This window comes from Streptomyces sp. PSU-S4-23 (assembly GCF_055632315.1).
Genome location: NZ_JBVMUU010000002.1, coordinates 131,928 through 149,272, shown reverse-complemented (window position 1 = coordinate 149,272; position 17,345 = coordinate 131,928). Strand labels below are relative to the sequence as shown.

Genomic DNA, 17,345 nt, shown 5'->3' with positions numbered 1-17,345 from the left:
CTGGCGTCTCGTGCCGGAGTGCCCTCGATATCCATCAGCCTCACGCAGGAGGGGAGGCGATGTCCGGAACCCGGCGGACTGAAACGGCAGGTCGGTCGCTGCCGCATCCAGCGCCGCGTAGGCTCCGCCTGCGCGGTGGGGCGGTCGTCAGCTTCGATCCGGCCAGGATCGAGGCGGCGGTGTCCCGGGCGGCGCGCGAGGTGGGTCGACGCGACCCCGCGCTGGCGGCTGCGGTGACGGCGGCCGTGGGCGCCGAGCTGGGCAGACGGTTCGGGCGCCGGCCGCCAGGGGTGGAGGACGTACAGGATGCCGTGGAGCGCGCGCTGATGACGGGTGGCTTCGCGGACGTGGCCCGCGCCTACGTCGTCTACCGTCGCGGTCACGCCGAGATACGCCGGGCCAAGCTCCGCCTCGGCGTGCGCGACGACCTCAAGCTCGGCCTCGGCGCGGTCGCCGTCCTCAAGGAGCGCTATCTGCTGCGGGATCCTCACGGGACGGTGGTCGAGTCGACCGGAGAAATGATGGACCGCGCCGCCCACCATGTGGCGCAGGCCGAGGACGAGTGGTCCCCCGGGTCGGCTTCCCGATGGGCGGAGGCGTTCGCCGCGTCGCTGCGCCGACTGGAGTTCCTGCCGAACTCCCCGACCCTGATGAACGCGGGAACGAGCCTGGGAATGCTGTCCGGGTGCGTCGTCCTCCCACTCGCCGACTCCCTCCACTCGATCTTCACCACGCTCGGACACGCGGCCGTGCTGCACCAGGCCGGGGCAGGCACGGGCTACTCCTTCTCACATGTGCGTCCCCGTGGTGATGCCGTAGCCAGTACGGGGGGAGTCGCCAGCGGCCCGGTGTCGTTCCTCACGGTGTTCGACGCGGCTGCCGGAGTCCTGGCCCAGGGAGGACGGCGCCGCGGGGCCTCGATGGCCGTGCTGGACATCTCGCATCCGGACATCGTCGACTTCGTGGACGCCAAGGACAGCGGGGGCCTGGAGCACTTCAACCTCTCCGTGGCGGTCTCCGACCGCTTCATGCGGGCCGTGCTCCACGGTGGGCGGCACCGCCTGGTCAATCCGCGCACCGGCGCCACGGTGGCACAGGTCGCCGCGGCGGAGCTGTTCGACCGGATCTGCCGGGCGGCATGGCACGGTGGTGATCCCGGCCTGCTGTTCCTCGACCGGATCAACCGGGCCAACCCGCTGCCCTCCCTCGGGCGGATCGAGGCCACCAACCCGTGCGGCGAGGTGCCCCTTCTGCCGTACGAGTCCTGCAACCTGGGCTCGCTCAACCTGGCCCGCTTCACCACCGGGGGCACGGTCGACGTCGAACGCCTGCGCGCCGCGGTCCGGCTCGCGGTGCGCTTCCTCGACGACGTGATCGACGTCAGCCGGTACCCGATCCCTGAGCTGGAGGGCCCGGCGCGTGCCTCCCGCAAGATCGGCCTGGGGGTGATGGGGCTGGCCGAACTACTGGCGACCCTCGGCATCCCCTACGACTCCGATCCCGCGCTCCGACTGGCCGAGCGCGTCCTGCGCGTCATCCAGCGGGAGGCCCGGTCCGCGTCCGCCGAACTCGCCGCCCGGCGCGGCCCCTTCCCGCTGTACGAACACAGCCGCCACGCCCCGCGCGGCACAAGACCGCTGCGCAACGCCCAGCTCACCTCGATCGCCCCGACCGGCACCATCTCGCTCATCGCCGGAACCACCTCGGGTATCGAGCCGATGTTCGCCCTCTCCTACGTGCGCCACATCCTCGGCCGCCAGCTCACCGAGACCAACCCTCGCTTCGAACGCGTCGCGCGGGACCGGGGCTTCTGGTCCGACCAGCTCATGGCCGAGATCGACCGCACGGGCACGGTGCGCCAGGTCCACGGCGTGCCCGCCGACGTACGACAGGCGTTCGTGACCGCCTTCGAGATCCCGCCCGAATGGCACCTGAGGATGCAGGCCGCGGTTCAACGCCACGTCGACGCGGCAGTGGCCAAGACCGTCAACCTGCCAGAGTCCGCCACGGCCGCGGACGTCCGCGCGATCTACCTGGCGGCGTGGCAGGCACGGGTGAAGGGGATCACCGTCTACCGGTACGGAGCACGCACCGGCCAGGTCCTCACGCTGGCCGTCCCCGGTACCGCCCCTGGGGCCGCGGTGGCGATCCGCGACGACTACAGCGGGGGCTGTAGCGGGCACGTCTGCGCGTTCTGAGGGCGGTTCGCGGATCGCCCTCTCAGACCCGCACAGCGCCAGCGACGGACGGCAGACGTCCGTCGGCCCAGGGCCGGCAGCTCCATCGCGTCCAGTACCGGTGCCGGGCGACGAAGCCCGCCGGTAAGGCACCGGTTCTACCCGACCGGGCATCATGCTGCCGTCCGCGTCGTGGCGGCACCTGGTCGGTGGCCGCAGCGCTGTACCGTGCCGACGGACAGTGTGTCCTGATCTTCGGACCTCTTCTGCAAGGGACATGACGATGGCGCAAGGCACGGTGAAGTGGTTCAACGCGGACAAGGGCTTCGGGTTCATCACCCCGGACGAGGGCGGTCCTGATCTTTTCGTTCACTTCAGGGCCATCCGAACACCCGGTTACAAGAGCCTGGAGGAGGGCCAGCGAGTCGAGTTCACGATCGTCCAAGGGCCGAAGGGGCCACAGGCCGACGAGGTGGTGCCGCTGTAGAGGCACGGCAAGCGAGCGCACTCGCCGGCCCAGCGAACCGGGAGACGAGCACAGACCGATCCCCGCCGGCCACTACGGAGGACCGCTGCGGCGACCTGTCGCCGTGGTGCGCAAGACCCGCGAGTGAGGCGCCGGCGTGCAGGCCGAGGCGCTGGTCGGCGATGTCGCCGGCCGGCCCGCAGTGATCGTTGACGACATGATCAGCACCGGCGGGACGGTGGAAGCCGCCGTGCGGGCCTGCTCGACGGCGGGGCCGCTCCCGAGAACACCGTGGCCGCGACGCACGGCGTCTTGGTGAGGGCCGCTCACGACCGGCTCGGGCACCGCGCGCTCCGTCGTCTTCTCGTCACCGACGGCCTTGCCGTCGTGCGGACGCGAGCGCTGCCGCTCCAGGTACGGTCCGTGACCGCACCGCTCGCCGGTGCCATCAGCCGACCTTATGTACGCGGTCACCGGTATCGCCATGTACGCGGTCACCGGTATCGCCGGAACATCACGACCCTTCTGGAACCTCTCGACCTCCATGGCCGGGACGTCGAGGAGACCCGCTCGACGCCGCTGCGCAGGCCCGACGGCTGCTCGGCCGTCACGATCGACCACGAGCTCGCTCCGGCTCGCCGGCCCCCGGGATGACCGGAATCGCGCGGAACAGCGGTGGGAACTGCAGGGATGCCTCCGGAACGTCCTCGGCACGACGTCGTTCTGCAGGGCGCGTAGCGTGGACGGTGTCCCAGGGCATGGCCGTCCTGGAGCGCATCGGGGGGAGCGCGCTGGGACCCACACGGAGGTTGATGATCATGGCGCTGCAGGCGAGCGTGGCCGAGGCTCGTCACCGCACTGAGCCGGTGGAGCCGGGTGACGCGTTCGACCTGCTGGGCCAGTACCTGACCCAGATCGGCTCCACCCCTTTGCTCAGCGCCGAGGAGGAGGTGGACCTGGCCAAGCGGATCGAGGCCGGGGTGTACGCCGACCATCTGCTGCGCGAGGCCGAGGCCGACGGGCGGGAACTGCCCGCTGACAGGCGCCATGACCTTCAGACAGTGGCCCGCGACGGTCAGCTCGCCAAGGACCACATGATCCGCGCCAATCTGCGGCTGGTCGTCGCGATCGCCAGGAAACGTTACGGCCGTCGCGGCCTGCCTCTCCTGGACGTGCTGCAGGAGGGGAACCTGGGCCTGATCAGGGCGGTGGAGAAGTTCGACTACGCCAAGGGCTACAAGTTCTCCACCTACGCGACGTGGTGGATCCGGCAGGCGATCGAGCGGGGCCTGGCCCGCCATGCCAGGACGGTACGGCTTCCCCTTCAAGTGGTGGAGGACATCGGCAAGCTCGGCCGGGCGGAGCGCCGGCTGCAGCTGGCCCTGGGACGTGAGCCGACCGTGGAAGAGGTGGCGGCCGAGAGCGGCTTCGCCGGCGAGAAGGTGACCCAGTTGCGCCAGGTGGGCCGGCGGACGATCAGTCTCGACACCCCGGTGGGCGAGGAGGGCGACACCGTCGTCGGTGACGTGATCGTGGACACCGAGGTGCTGCAGGCTCCGGAGGTCGCGGAGTACCGCGGCCTCGCCGAGCAGCTGAAGGCGACGATGGACGCGTTGCCGCCCCAGGAGGCGCTGGTGCTCACCCTGCGGTACGGCTTCCACAACGGCCGGCCGCGGACCGTGCAGCAGATCGCCGACCAGGTGGGGCTGACGCCCGCGCGGGTGCGCCAGCTCGAGAAGCAGGCGCTGGCCCAGTTGCGGGCCCCGGAGCGCTACATGCCGCTGGCCGCGTGGGCCGCCTGACAGGGATGCGGCGGACGCAGGAGCCACGCATGGCGCGATGAACGCTCCGGGCACCTAGCAGCCGCAGCCGCCCCGAGAGCGCAGGTTGAAGGCGTGGCAGAGAGGTGTGGAGGACGCCCTGCACGTGGTCGCCCCACGGCTCGGCCGGATGGGGCTCGCCGTCACGGTCACCCTGGTCCGGCCCGGTTGCGTGCCGACCGGCGGCGGCGTGCTGCGGCTGGAGGTGGGGCGCGGTGGCCCGCTCGCCCCTGTGGAAGCGGAGCGATCCGGGCCGGTGCGATCGTTGTGGGGGATCGCCCTCGCCTCCCACCTGCAGGAACGCTCGGTGAGCCGGCGCATGGCGGACGGCGCTCGTGAGGTGCTGGCCCGGGCCCGATACGAAGTCCGCATCGAAGAGCACGACGACATCAGTGCCCTCCGGCTGGGCGCCGGGCCGAAACGATCGGGCGGGCCACCGCCGGGCGCCTGCTGGAGGACCTGCGCACCGGTGCGGTGCTCGACCGCTTCGCCTCCGACCAGATCATCCCGTTCACCGTGCTGGCTTGAGGGCGCAGCCAGGCGCGGCTGGCCGAAGCCATCGAGCATTACGATTCAGGTTCCGCCGTGCGTTGAGGAAATATCTCGACGGAATATTTGGTTGTCGTATATGAAGGGCAATTGGGAGATGTTCCTCGAAGAGGTGACGCACCCCAATCGATACCTTCTAACCCTTGACAATTCAACAGCGTGCCGAAGCCAGCGCTATTTTCCCCGGCGAGATCGAAGTGATCTCGTTGAGGTTCCTGCGAATGCACAGTGAGGAGAGTGTGCCGGTAGGATCTTCCGGCCGACGGCTCTCCGGTTCACGTGCGTTCACGGAGAGTTTGATCCTGGCTCAGGACGAACGCTGGCGGCGTGCCTAACACATGCAAGTCGAACGGTGAAGCCCTTCGGGGTGGATCAGTGGCGAACGGGTGAGTAACACGTGGGCAACCTGCCCCGGGCTCCGGGATAACCCCGGGAAACCAGGGCTAATACCGGATGTGATCTCCACGGGCATCCATGGAGATGGAAAGGGTTTCCGGCCCGGGATGGGCCCGCGGCCTATCAGCTTGTTGGTGGGGTGACGGCCCACCAAGGCGACGACGGGTAGCCGGCCTGAGAGGGTGACCGGCCACACTGGGACTGAGACACGGCCCAGACTCCTACGGGAGGCAGCAGTGGGGAATCTTGCACAATGGGCGCAAGCCTGATGCAGCGACGCCGCGTGAGGGATGACGGCCTTCGGGTTGTAAACCTCTTTCAGCGGGGAAGAAGCCCTCGGGTGACGTTACCCGCAGAAGAAGCACCGGCTAACCACGTGCCAGCAGCCGCGGTAATACGTGGGGTGCAAGCGTTGTCCGGAGTTACTGGGCGTAAAGAGCTCGTAGGTGGCCTGCTGCGTCGGCTGTGCAATCCCGGGGCTCAACCCCGGAACCGCAGCCGATACGGGCTGGCTAGAGGAAGGCAGAGGCAAGTGGAATTCCCGGTGGAGCGGTGAAATGCGCAGATATCGGGAGGAACACCGCAGGCGAAGGCGGCTTGCTGGGCCTGTCCTGACACTGAGGAGCGAAAGCGTGGGGAGCGAACAGGATTAGATACCCTGGTAGTCCACGCCGTAAACGATGGGCACTAGGTGTGGGCGGTATCCATCCCGTCCGTGCCGCAGCCAACGCATTAAGTGCCCCGCCTGGGGAGTACGGCCGCAAGGCTAAAACTCAAAGGAATTGACGGGGGCCCGCACAAGCGGCGGAGCATGTGGCTCAATTCGAGGCAACGCGAAGAACCTTACCGAGGCTTGACATGCCGGGAAATCTCCCGGAAACGGGAGGTGCCTTCGGGCGTCCGGCACAGGTGGTGCATGGCTGTCGTCAGCTCGTGTCGTGAGATGTTGGGTTAAGTCCCGCAACGAGCGCAACCCTCGTCCCGCGTTGCCAGCAGGCCCTTCGGGGTGCTGGGGACTCACGGGAGACCGCCGGGGTCGACCCGGAGGAAGGTGGGGACGACGTCAAGTCATCATGCCCCTTATGTCTCGGGCTGCACACGTGCTACAATGGCCGGTACAATGGGCTGCGAAACCGCAAGGCGGAGCGAATCCCCAAAGCCGGTCCCAGTTCGGATCGGGGTCTGCAACCCGGCCCCGTGAAGCAGGAGTCGCTAGTAATCGCAGATCAGCAGTGCTGCGGTGAATACGTTCCCGGGCCTTGTACACACCGCCCGTCACGTCGCGAAAGTCGGTAATACCAGAAGCCGGTGGCCCAACCCCCTTGCGGGGGAGGGATCCGTCGAAGGTGGGATTGGCGATTGCGACGAAGTCGTAACAAGGTAGCCGTACCGGAAGGTGTGGCTGGATCACCTCCTTTCTAAGGAGCGTCCTGGACTGTACTGACAGCCAGGGCCACCGTCGGTGCGTGTCCGACGGCGGGCAGCTCTTGGGTCGGAATGCTGGCTGGTTGGCGCCGCGCGCCGCCGGGCCTCTCAGAACCCCTCGCGGGAGCGGGGGACGAGGGTCCCGAGTGTCCCCGGCCGCCCGGCACGCTGTTGGATCGTTGGGGGATGCCGGCCGCGCAGGCCCTGGCAGGCCCGGCGGGCCGGTTTGTCCGAGGCGCACTGCTGGTGTGACGGTCGGCAGCGGCGCCTCGGACGGGTTTGCGGCGTGAGTTTCGAGCTTTCTGCCAGACCCCTCACACGCGTCCTCACCGGGGGAACCGAAACGGTCACCATCCGTCGCCCAGGGGCTACGGCAGCGGCACGATCACCGACACTCTGTGCCCCAACTGCGGCGGCGGACGGGGCAGAGTCGCCCACCGCGACTCCGTCACAGTACGCATCCCACCCGGGATCGAGGAGGACACCGCACTGCGCATCCCCGGTGAAGCCGCCTTGGGCCCGCAGGACCGCGCCGCGCAGGGCGGCCTCCTCACGACTCTGTCTTCTCCGGCGCCACGGTGCGTCTACAGGCCCTGGGAGAGCAGGAGTTCGTGGGCGAGTCGTGCACCGCGTGCCGCCTCCTCGGGCGGAACGTCCTGCGAGGGGATGCTCTCCAGGCCACGGGCGAGTGCCCGGACGGCCTCGGCCAGGGCTGCGACCTGCGTTTCCAGTCGGCTCAACCGGGCATCGGCCGTCATGCCCGGGTGGGCCACACGCTTGTCCTTCAACTGGCCCCTCCTCGTGCAGGAACGTTCGCGGCAGCTCTCTCTGTCGTGCGCCACGGGCGTGGCTGCCCGGCTGGTCATCCGCGCGTGCCGGCCTCTTCCGGTCGCGGTGAGGTGTCGCTGCATGTCGGGTGCTCGCCGTTGCTCAGCCCGTGTATGCGCAGGTGTCGGGTTTGCTGAGGGCGGAAGCCGAGGACCTGGCCGTAGAAGCAGAGTTCCGCCTCCAGGGCCTGAGTGATCGTCTCCGCCCTGCGGAAGACGTGGCCCTCGTCGCCGAATACGAGACAGGCGTGCGGAACCCGCAACTCCTGCAGCCTGTCGCGCAGCAGCACGCTGTGAGTGGCGGGTACGGTCCTGTCGTGCAGGCCGTGCAGCATCAGCACCGGGCGGTGTATGCGGGCGGCCGGCCACGACGGGGGGCGCAGCAGAGCCGAGTCGCCGGCAAGCGCTCTCAGGCGGTCCGCCAGGGTATGGGACGTGCCGGGTGCGGTCGGCCCGAGGCCGGTGACCGGGGCGTAGACGGCGGCGGCCGCGCACAGGTCGGTGCCGGCCAGGACCGCCAGGGCCGTATTGCCTCCCGCACCGGTCCCCCGGACGACCAGCCGTGCGGGATCGGCCTCCCAGTGCTCGGCCAGGGCCCTCACGGCCACGGCGCAGTCCTCCACGTCCGCTGTGCCCCACCGCCCGTAGATCTGCTCGCGGTAGCTGCGGCCGTATCCCGACGCGCCACGTCCGTGTATCTCCGCGACACCGAGTCCACGGCTGGTGAAGAAGGCGATGGTGAGGTCGAGCATGCCGGTCGCCTGGGAAGCTGGATCGTCGTCCAGGAACAGCAGGAAGGGCGCGAGCTCGCGGCCCGACGCCCGGAAGTGGGGGTTGCGCGGCGGGTGCACCACGGCGTGGACCTCATGGCCGTCCCGTGCGGTGAAGACCGCTGACCGGCTGAGGGGCAGGTACTCCGCCGGTGGCTCCGGGACCGGCCGGCTCAGGACCGAGTGCCGGCCGGTCGACGGGTCGACGGCCACGACGCAGGGCAGAGAGCCCGGCGTGCCCGCCACCCCGGCGATCACGGCGCGCCCGGTACGCAGGTTCGGCTGCCAGGCGGTGTAGGGCAGAGCCAGCGGGGCCACCACTCCGTTGGACGGATCGAGGACGTCCAGCCTCCACTCCTCGGTTCCGTGCAGCACGGCCAGCCGGCCGTCCGGAAGGCAGCCGTAGGTGGCCAGGCCGGCCCCGCGCTGGGGCTGGCCGAACTCCTCGGCCCAAGGGCACAGCGGGCGCAGCGCACCGGTCAGCTCCACCTGGTACAGGTTCCACCACCGGGTCCGGTCGGAGACCACGTACAGGGACCGCGGGGAAGCCCATTCGGGCTGGAACACGGACTCGACCGGACCGCCGACCAGCGTCCGGACCTCGGTCAGGCCCTCCGCGGTGATCCGGCCCACCCGAAGCTCCGAGCCGTCCCACGGCATCTGCCCATCCGGCCACTGCAGCCAGGCGAGCCACGTTCCGTCGGGCGACGGCCGGGGCGTGGACAGGTGGTCCGCGGTGGTGAGCAGGGTGCGAACGGCCAGGCTGCCGTCGAGTGGCACCGCCACCAGCGACCTTCGCCCGCCTGCCGCACGATGGTCTGTCTCCCCGACGCACCACAGCGTGTCCCCCTCCGGCCCCCGTACGAGATCTGCGAAGCGGTTCACGCTCGCCTCGCCGGCCTCCGCGTTCCCGGTGAGCGGCAGCGGCTCCTCGCCCGGCTCCAGCAGGAACAGCCGGTGGGCGTCGTCTCCGGCGGCCACCGCCGCGCTGCGGCCCACCGGGAGCCAGGGGGCGCCGTCCCAGAAGCCGATGGCATCGAGATCGGCGACCAGCACCTTCATGGCCTCGGACCCAGGGCCGCCCCTCATCACGCTGGCGCGTCCGCCCTGTGCGGGGCGGACCTCCTGCCACCACACCGCTCCGCTGTCCTCGGCCGCGACGGTACGCAGGCGCGGAACCCGGGCGACGTCCTGGGCGGTCAGCGAAGACCGCCACGTCCCGTAGGGAGCCTGATCAGCCATAGGCGAGCACCACCGCTCCGGTCGGCCACGGCAGCGCGTGCGCTGCCGGTCACCGCTCATAGCCAGTAAACAACGCTCGACCGGTGCCCGCAGCGAACAGGTTTCTTGGGGGCGTATCGCCGGGCCTTCCCGGTGGCGCGACCGCAGGAGGACGGCGGCGCCCTGACCGCTTAGCCTGGGACCAGGGCCTGACACTTTCGTCCCCGGCGGCGATGTGACGCCGCACCCGGATGCCAGAGCCAGTTCACGGACCGCGAGTGCGGGCGGGCACCCAAGGACGCGACGCGACCGCGGTCCGCGGCGGGGCGAGAGATCTTGGAGACGGAGCGGCAAGAGCCGACCCCCGGGGGTGCAGGTGGCCTGCTGTGTCCGTGATCCTGGCCGGCTCTCGCGGGTCAAGGAGGCGATGATGAGCGCGGGTGTTGTCGCGGGTTCGGCTCATCGAGCCCTTGCCGACGCTGTCGCGACGGCGCTGGGCACCGCGCCGGTGGCCTGCGAGCTGGAGCGGTTTCCGGACGGGGAACTGCGGCCCGTGGTCGGCCCTGTGCGGGGCGAGGACGTGTATGTCGTCCAGCCCACGGGGCCTGCGGTGAACGAGCACCTGATCGAGTTGCTCCTGCTGCTCGACGCCTGCCGCCGGGGTGGTGCCGACAGGCTCACCGCCGTCGTCCCGTACTTCGGCTATGCCCGGCAGGACCGGCGCGTACAGGCGGGCCAGCCGGTGGGAGCCCGGGTCGTGGCCGAGGCACTCGAGGCCGCGGGTGCGGACCGGCTGGTCGTCGTGGACCCGCACACCGCCGCGCTGGAAGCGATGTGCGGTATTCCGGTGGAGATGCTGACAGCCGTGCCGACCCTTGCTGCCGCGCTCGCCGTGGAGACATCCGGTACGGCTGTGGTGGTGTCGCCGGATCTCGGTGCGGTCAAACTGGCTGAGCATTACGCCGGGTTGCTGCGGCGCCCTGTGGCCGTGGTACGCAAGATCCGCGAGTCGGGCACGCGGGTGCAGGCCGAGGAACTGGTCGGTGAGGTCGCCGGTCGGGCCACGGTCATCGTGGATGACATGATCAGCACGGGCGCAACGGTGGAAGCGGCCGTGCGTGTCCTGCTCGCCTGCGGGGCCGCTCCGGACATCGCCGTCGCTGCGACCCACGGACTGCTGGCGGGAGACGCCCGGGACCGGCTCGGACGGCTCCGGCTCCGTCGCGTGCTCGTCACGGACACTCTCGCCGCAGGGCAGGCGCAGGAGCTTCCTCTCCAGGTACGGTCCGTGGCCCCGCTGCTGGCCGATGCCATCAACCGTCTGCACCACAGCGAGCCCCTTGAAGCCCTGCTGATGCGCTCCTGACATCTGCGGCGGATCGCTGCAGTCTCCGCGCAAAGGATCAGCCGAATCTATCGGGCGCTTTCGGCTTCCTTCTGCGGCAGCCCGGTGCCGACGCGCATGACCGACCTCCTGGGGTGCGTCGGGTGACCCCTGCGGCCAATATCGAGTGCCTGTACGAGGCCGTCCGGGCGGCGCATGTGCCGGCTTCACCCCCGTGGTGTGGCCGTTCCCGCGTGCCGGGTGGCTGGTGACACTGACTGGGGTGTGCGCGGCACCGGGCAGAGGGACGTGTACATGATCCTCGGGGAGGACGAGGAGGGTGACGCCCCGAGGACGCGGCCATCACCGTGAAGATCCAGCCTCACATCGGCGTGACGGAGCCTTCGCACCTCAGCCAGGCGCCCGCGAAGATTCCCAGGGCAAAAAACAGTCCCCGGTAGTGCTGCGCGTGTCTTGAAGCTTCAGTCGTCACTGTCGCCTCGGTGTCGCGCCGGCTTGCCGGGGGCCTGAACCACATCCTGTCCGAGTCACTCCGCCGACTAGACGTCCTCACCGACTTTGTGGCTCTTTCGGTGTTGTGGTCTAGTAATAAGTCTCCACGGGATGCGTCCCGAGTCAATACACCTTGGGAAAAATTCTCTCAAGGACCAGGGGGTGAAGGCGCGGGCTTCTCCCGGCGGGGGTTTCGGCGACCGAGCCGAGCCTGGAGCGAGTCGGACGTCGGCGGATGAGTCGCTGCCGTGCCCCGGTGAGCCAGCGCAGGATGTGCTGGTGGGGCGGTTCAAGGTGCGTCACGTCAGCGACCTTGCCGACTTCGCGCACGCCGGGTGGTCGCCGTAGGACCGGAATACGTCATCAGAGAGAGCCGTTCCCATAAGTGAGGAGGCTGAGGTGCGGAGAAGCGGAGAGAAACCGTGCACCGCATATCGGGATCCGCGAGAAGTGGATGCCTCCTCCTTGCGTGCCATCCGTTGACTGCTGGTAGAGATCAACGGGCTGCCAAAGCCAACGGGCACGTCGCAGCTTTCTGTCTGCCTGGCTCGTCTCTTGCACATCGTGCAGGGTGTGGACGCGATCGGTGTGCGGATGTCCGCCGCTGACCTCGCGTTCCTCGATTTCGGTGCTCCGTCTCGTTGCAGGGATTTCACGGGCGAGTCGGCCGACTCTGCCTCGTTCGTCCGACGTCTGCTGCTGTTAACGGCACACCCGGGCCAACGACCGACTGATCCGAACGAGACTGCCCAACCTCCCCGTTTCGCTTCGCATGGCTGGGCTGATCGGGTGGCGGTAAAGCGGTGGTTTCGGTTGCTCGTGTCCGGGCGGGCATGGCCGGGGCCCGACGCGCGGGTCGGGTTCTCCTGGGTTCCTCGGGTCGTGGCTGGTCAGGGACAGTGCCAGGCGGTCAGGGACAACTCCAGCCACGCTTGGTTGACGGCGAAGTGTTGCGAAGGGAAGCGGCCGAAGCCGGTGCTCTTGCCGCAGCGGATGCGGTCCTCAACGCGGGCGTGCGCCCGGTGGCGTACTTCGAGGTGCTGCAATGAGCCTTCGCCGTAGGGGGTGTCGGTGAGGAAGACCTGGTGGCGCATGCCTTCGTCAAGGTCGAACAGGGACAGTTGGGCGCCGGGATGCGGGCGCTCACGCCGCACGATGATCCGCGTGCCGTCGGGGTAGCCGTCCAGGTCCACCATGCCGGTCAGCTCGGCGACCTCTGCTCCGGTGCGCAGGGAGCCGTCCTGCTCCAGCGCGGGATGCCATACGTGCTCGGGCAGGGTGCGGATCGCGCGGCGGACCGGTTCGCTGACGGGATGCCCGACCGAGAAGAACGTGTGGATGCTGCGCGAGCGCAGGCTGCGCAGGTGGGTCAGGAATGCCTTGGCGCCTCCGGCGCTGTCGGTGCGGATCAGGATGTCGGTGCCGTGCCGGTGGGCGTCGGGGATCTGCGCAAGAGCGTCGTCCAGTACCGCGGTGTGGTCCGCGGCGGTGTTGGCGCCGGCGTTTCCGGGCCGCAGCCGTCCGGACATGCCCTCGCCGGTGTCGGCGAGGAAGCACAGCAGCGGGTGGAAGCTGAAGCTGCGCGTCGATGCCCAGGACCAGGCCGGGCACTTCCCGTCCGCCGGCTTTCGCCGCCGGTATGCCGCAGCGGATCTCGGATGCCTGCAGCCAGGCCACTTCCCGGGCCCGGGCTGAGCGCAGACGGTCCAGTACGCGTTCGTCGACGGCGGCCAGCAGCCGCCAGGCAGTCGGTGTAGAGGCGACGGGGCCGAACACTTCGCTCTGGTCCCGCAGCACGGCCGGATCCGCAATCGCCTCGCCGCCGTCGGCGAGCATGACCGCGAGGTCGGTGGCGATCCGGCCCGGGTCATGACCGGTACCGCGTGGTCGAAGTGGACTCAGCGCCGTGGAGTACGAGCTGGTCAGCCCGGTGGCATCAGCCAGATCAGCCAGATCAGCCAGTAGCCGTGCACCGGCGTGACCGACCACCCCCGCACCGTCGGCAGAAACACGGAGCTCGGGACGCGAACCGATACCTGCACGTAGAAAGTACCTTCCGCCTGGACCGACAGGACCCCTCGACAAGGTTCATCGTCCCAGTTCAGAAGGCACTTTCGCGTTCCCGCCCGTGATCCGGACGGGCTCCAAGTGAAGCCCGAGGCTAAGGCTTCACGGGCTCCAGCCGCAGCCGCTGGGTCGGCCAGGGTGCCGGTTCGGCCGGGCCGAACCAGATCCGGACATCCTCCCCGGTGCGAACGGGCAGGCGGGGAAAGTCGTTCTCGGCGTGCTCGGTGCGGTGCAGTGCATGCCCCGGGCCCAGGTGCCGGGCGGCGTACGCGTCGAAGTCGGCCGCGTCGGTGGGATGGCAGACGGTCGCGAGCACCTCACTCGTCCCCGGCTCCGGCGTGAAGCCCGGGCCGCGCAGCAGCAGGACGTCGTCGCTGTCGATCATGGTGGCGTTCGCGGTGTTGCGGTGCTCCCGCCAGACCGGGCCGGTGTAGAACGCCTCCAGCGCGCGCCGACGGTGCGCCATGTCGGGGAACGCACGCAGCCAGACAAAGCGGTCCGGGTCGTCCAGATCGCGGAACCGGCCGCCGACGGTGATACCGACCGCCTGCTGACCGGTCACGAACTCGCGCTCGAACAGCTCGATCAGCGTCTCCCTGGCGCCGGGATGCAGGGTGTACTGCCGGAGTTCGACGATGCTCATACGGTGGCCTGCCCGGTGCGCGTGAGGTCCATGGTCCAGTTGTCGTCCATGCGCAGCAGGTTAGGGCCAGTCTGCTGACATCCACTGTCAGTGGATACTGAGCGGCATGCGTGCGAGCCGGCTGGTCACCCTGCTTCTGCTGCTCCAGAACCGGGGCCGGATGACGGCCCGGCAGCCGGCCGACGAACTGGAGGTCTCCGTCCGGACGGTCTACCGGGACATCGAGGCGCTCGGTGCCGCCGGTATCCCGCTGTACGGCGCCGCCGGCCACGCCGGCGGCTACCGGCTGGTCGACGGCCACCGGACCCGGCTCACCGGACTGACCGTGGACGAGGCGCGGGCCGCGTTCCTCGTCGCACTCCCCGGCGCCGCCGCCGAACTCGGCCTCGGCGAGGCGCTCGCCACCCCCCGGCTCAAGCTGCAGGGCGTCCCTGACCGCACCAGGACTCTGAACAGGTCCCATCGCGCCAGGTCAGCGGCACTCCTCACCTCGTCGATCACATGTAGGACAGCCACGCTCGTGAAACCACGAGGCTAGTGGGCGGCCCGCTCAAGGGGCCCGCCCGGGAGGCGGCGTTCGGTGCCCGCGGGAACGTATCTGCTCCGGCCGGGTCATGAAGGCGGTGATGGAGTTGCTCGCGCCCGAGATCCGGGCGGCGCCGACCGGACGGAAGAGCCCGGCGGAGGCGCTCGACGCTGCGGCCGTCGCCGCCAACGGACTGCTGCGTTCCTCCTGAACCCGCGCCGAGGTCAGGGTCGTTGGCCTGCCTGGTCCACGAGCGCGGTCGAGACTCGGGTCGCCGTGGCCACAACCGTTCCCTTGGTCACGAAGGGGCCTCCGGATGCCTCACCGCCGATGCAGTAGCCGAGTCCGCCCACATACCGCACCCCCCCGGTAGGCCAAGGACGTGGGGTCGAGCAGCACCTGCATGCCGTTGTGTTCGTCCGAGGAGTCGCGGTACTCGCCCTCGACTCCGATCGCGAGGACGGTCCGCCCGGCGCCGTCCGTGCCCCGGGCCGGTTCGGTCACTCCTGCCAGCCGTCTGATGACCTCGTACAGCGTCCTGGCCTTGTCCCGGGGGACGTCGGGTGCCGTGGAGAACACGCCCACCACTTTGGCGAAGTCGCACTGGGCGGGCGTCAGCTGTCGGCGATGACGCAAGCATCATCGCCAGGTCTGCCAGGCGAGCCGTTCACGCGGTCTCCGTGTCTGTGGGGTGGGGGTGCACTCGTCTTTACCCGGAGCCTTCGCACGGGTTTACGTCTCCCGTGAACCCGTGCGAAGGCTCCGGGTAAAAGGACGTGTTTGGAACACGCCTGGTGGACGCCTGAGGAGTGGAGTCGTCGTTGGTGAGCAGCGTGATGAGAGCCGTCGTCACGAGATCGGCCGGGGCCCTGGCGGCGGTCGTGGCACTCTTGGCAGCGATGTTGGTCACGGCGGGACCGGCACGGGCGGTCACACCGCTGCCTGGTGGCAAAGCGAACTGGGTCGTCTCCGTCGGCTACTTGGACCTCGCGGCAAAGAACAACTACCGCAACTGGGTCCGGCTCGGGTACTACGCCTTCCAGCCCGATGGCACGGTGACCACCAACTACTGGACCTGGAACCAGCGGGAACAGCCGCAGCGGGTGAACGTGATGACTGCGGACTGCGGCGGAGACGTCCCCACCTGCGCGGTCCGCACGGTCGACGGATTCACCGGCGATCCGATGGGCAGCTACCAGGGCACCTTCGACTACACGCCGGACGGGCGGCTCGCCGTGACCTGGACCAGGAACGCCGCCGGCACGGCGCTGGCACAGTCCGTCACCGAACGCTGGAACGTCACCACGGGGTTGGCCGACGGGCGAGCGGCCCGCATCACGAGCCCCACCTTCTACGGAGCCTACGGCAACGACGTGGAGATTCCGACTCAGGGCACCTTCTCCGCGTACGCCAACTTCGGCGTCGGCTACGGCAGCAACGCCTCGCTGGACCGCACGAGCCGGGCGACCATGAGTCAGCTCGTCAACGACCCACGCTACAACGCGGAACCGTACCGGGGAGCCTTCGTCGTGGCCAAGGCGTCTTCGTCCGACCCCGCCACGCGGACGGGCATCGTGGGCCGGGAGGGAACGGGCGGCACCTGGACCTTCGGTACGGCCTCGAACCCGTGGAAGCCGTGCACCGGCAGCCCGTGCATGGGCTGGCTCCAGCCGAACACCTCCTGCGCTGGCACCGACAAGGACCGTGTCCGCTACATCGGTGAAATCGGTGGCGGCCGCCGTAACACCGAGGAGTACTGGTGCCAGTCCCTGGCCCAGGGGCAGGCCTGCTACGCCTACAACTCCCACCCCCGCCCCATGCTGCAGATCATCGACGACTCCGGCGAGTTCCAGGGCTGGGTCGGAGCGGAGGCCTTCACTCATGTAGCCACCAGCACCGGCCTGCCGGACAGCAGTTGGGTCGAAGGGTACTGGGGGCTTTTCGACATGGTCTCGGCAGCGCTGCAGCCCGAACTGCCGAACTGAGCCGCTCCACTCGAGTCCCACCGTCAGAGAACGAAAAACCGAACCGAGAGGAATTTACGTGAAGCACTGGAAGGGAATTCTGGCCGCGCTCGCCGTCGCCTCCGCCACCGTCGTCATACCGGCTTCCCCGGCGGCTGCATACGCCACCCTCGGCTGTCAGTTCTCCACCGGCACCCTGAAATGGCAGGACGCGACCACGACGTCGGGCTACGCCGCGGCCGCGAAGAACGCGGTGGAAGCGTGGAACTCGACCAGCACACAGTTCAACATGAACGAGGTCACCAGCGGAGCCAACATCCGAGTCGCCAACGGCAACTTCGGGGCGACCTGGCAGGGCGCGCAATTCGTGGGCATCACACTCAACACCAGCCAGCAGAACCCCGTCACCAACAGCTGCAGCGGCGGGACCTGGGACACCACCATGGTGACGTGGTGGAACGACTACTACACGCAGAACTACGGCGCGACCAAGCGCCAGGCCATCATGGTCCATGAGCTCGGCCACGCCCTGGGCCTCGCCCACACCGCGGCGGCTAGCCTGGCCGTTTCGCTTGAGCGGCGTCCGAATCTTGGGCGGAAACACGAAAGTGCCTTCTGACCTGGGACGATAGGGCTTGTCTAAGGCTTCTGTCGTTC

11 protein-coding genes, 1 rRNA gene and 2 pseudogenes are annotated in these 17,345 nt (G+C 69.2%); 9 read left to right on the top strand and 5 right to left on the bottom strand.

From position 1 onward, the window contains the following. The first annotated feature begins 59 nt into the window (after window positions 1-59). The 5 genes from ACZ79I_RS01150 (at window position 60) to ACZ79I_RS01130 (ending at window position 6,826) form a co-directional block, all read left to right on the top strand. Window positions 60-2,198, top strand: coding sequence for an adenosylcobalamin-dependent ribonucleoside-diphosphate reductase (locus ACZ79I_RS01150; protein ID WP_471493211.1), 2,139 nt, complete (start codon window positions 60-62; stop codon window positions 2,196-2,198). Window positions 2,199-2,460: 262 nt separating this feature from the next. Then, complete coding sequence (locus ACZ79I_RS01145) at window positions 2,461-2,664, top strand: cold-shock protein (protein ID WP_471504692.1); 204 nt, start codon at window positions 2,461-2,463, stop codon at window positions 2,662-2,664. 136 nt (window positions 2,665-2,800) lie between these two features. Beyond that, a complete protein-coding gene (locus ACZ79I_RS01140; protein ID WP_471493210.1) occupies window positions 2,801-2,962 on the top strand; it encodes a phosphoribosyltransferase family protein in 162 nt (53 codons plus the stop codon). A 499-nt stretch (window positions 2,963-3,461) separates the two neighbouring features. Continuing rightward, on the top strand, window positions 3,462-4,445 hold the full coding sequence (locus tag ACZ79I_RS01135; RefSeq protein ID WP_471504688.1) for a sigma-70 family RNA polymerase sigma factor: 984 nt from the start codon (window positions 3,462-3,464) through the stop codon (window positions 4,443-4,445). Window positions 4,446-5,296: 851 nt separating this feature from the next. Continuing rightward, window positions 5,297-6,826 (top strand): 16S ribosomal RNA (locus ACZ79I_RS01130). A 591-nt stretch (window positions 6,827-7,417) separates the two neighbouring features. Here ACZ79I_RS01130 and ACZ79I_RS01125 read toward each other — a convergent pair. Both ACZ79I_RS01125 and ACZ79I_RS01120 read right to left on the bottom strand, forming a co-directional pair. Beyond that, entirely contained in the window at window positions 7,418-7,621 is a 204-nt protein-coding gene (locus ACZ79I_RS01125) for a hypothetical protein (protein ID WP_471493209.1), read from the bottom strand. Between the two features lie 74 nt (window positions 7,622-7,695). Then, the gene (locus ACZ79I_RS01120; RefSeq protein WP_471493207.1) at window positions 7,696-9,672 is read right to left on the bottom strand and encodes a S9 family peptidase; all 1,977 of its coding nucleotides are present in this window, start codon (window positions 9,670-9,672) and stop codon (window positions 7,696-7,698) included. Window positions 9,673-10,081: 409 nt separating this feature from the next. Here ACZ79I_RS01120 and ACZ79I_RS01115 point away from each other — a divergent pair, with 409 nt between their 5' ends. Next, window positions 10,082-11,017 (top strand): ribose-phosphate diphosphokinase, encoded by a 936-nt coding sequence (locus ACZ79I_RS01115; RefSeq protein WP_471493205.1) that lies wholly within the window; start codon window positions 10,082-10,084, stop codon window positions 11,015-11,017. 1,379 nt (window positions 11,018-12,396) lie between these two features. Here the strand turns inward: ACZ79I_RS01115 and ACZ79I_RS01110 are convergent. Then, window positions 12,397-13,522 (bottom strand): annotated as a pseudogene (locus ACZ79I_RS01110) (transposase); the annotation flags it as partial. A gap of 127 nt (window positions 13,523-13,649) precedes the next feature. Continuing rightward, on the bottom strand, window positions 13,650-14,198 hold the full coding sequence (locus ACZ79I_RS01105; protein ID WP_471493204.1) for an NIPSNAP family protein: 549 nt from the start codon (window positions 14,196-14,198) through the stop codon (window positions 13,650-13,652). A gap of 106 nt (window positions 14,199-14,304) precedes the next feature. Between ACZ79I_RS01105 and ACZ79I_RS01100 the strand changes: the two are divergent. Then, window positions 14,305-14,622: pseudogene (locus ACZ79I_RS01100) on the top strand (helix-turn-helix transcriptional regulator); the annotation flags it as partial. Between the two features lie 423 nt (window positions 14,623-15,045). Here the strand turns inward: ACZ79I_RS01100 and ACZ79I_RS01095 are convergent. Continuing rightward, window positions 15,046-15,303: a hypothetical protein gene (locus tag ACZ79I_RS01095; protein WP_471493203.1), complete on the bottom strand. Its 258-nt coding sequence runs from the start codon at window positions 15,301-15,303 to the stop codon at window positions 15,046-15,048. Window positions 15,304-15,623: 320 nt separating this feature from the next. On the opposite strand from ACZ79I_RS01095, the gene ACZ79I_RS01090 reads away from it, so the two are divergent. Both ACZ79I_RS01090 and ACZ79I_RS01085 read left to right on the top strand, forming a co-directional pair. Beyond that, window positions 15,624-16,709, top strand: a complete 1,086-nt coding sequence (locus ACZ79I_RS01090; RefSeq protein ID WP_471493201.1) for a hypothetical protein — start codon at window positions 15,624-15,626, stop codon at window positions 16,707-16,709. A gap of 58 nt (window positions 16,710-16,767) precedes the next feature. Continuing rightward, the gene (locus ACZ79I_RS01085; RefSeq protein ID WP_471493200.1) at window positions 16,768-17,307 is read left to right on the top strand and encodes a matrixin family metalloprotease; all 540 of its coding nucleotides are present in this window, start codon (window positions 16,768-16,770) and stop codon (window positions 17,305-17,307) included. Window positions 17,308-17,345: the final 38 nt, after the last annotated feature.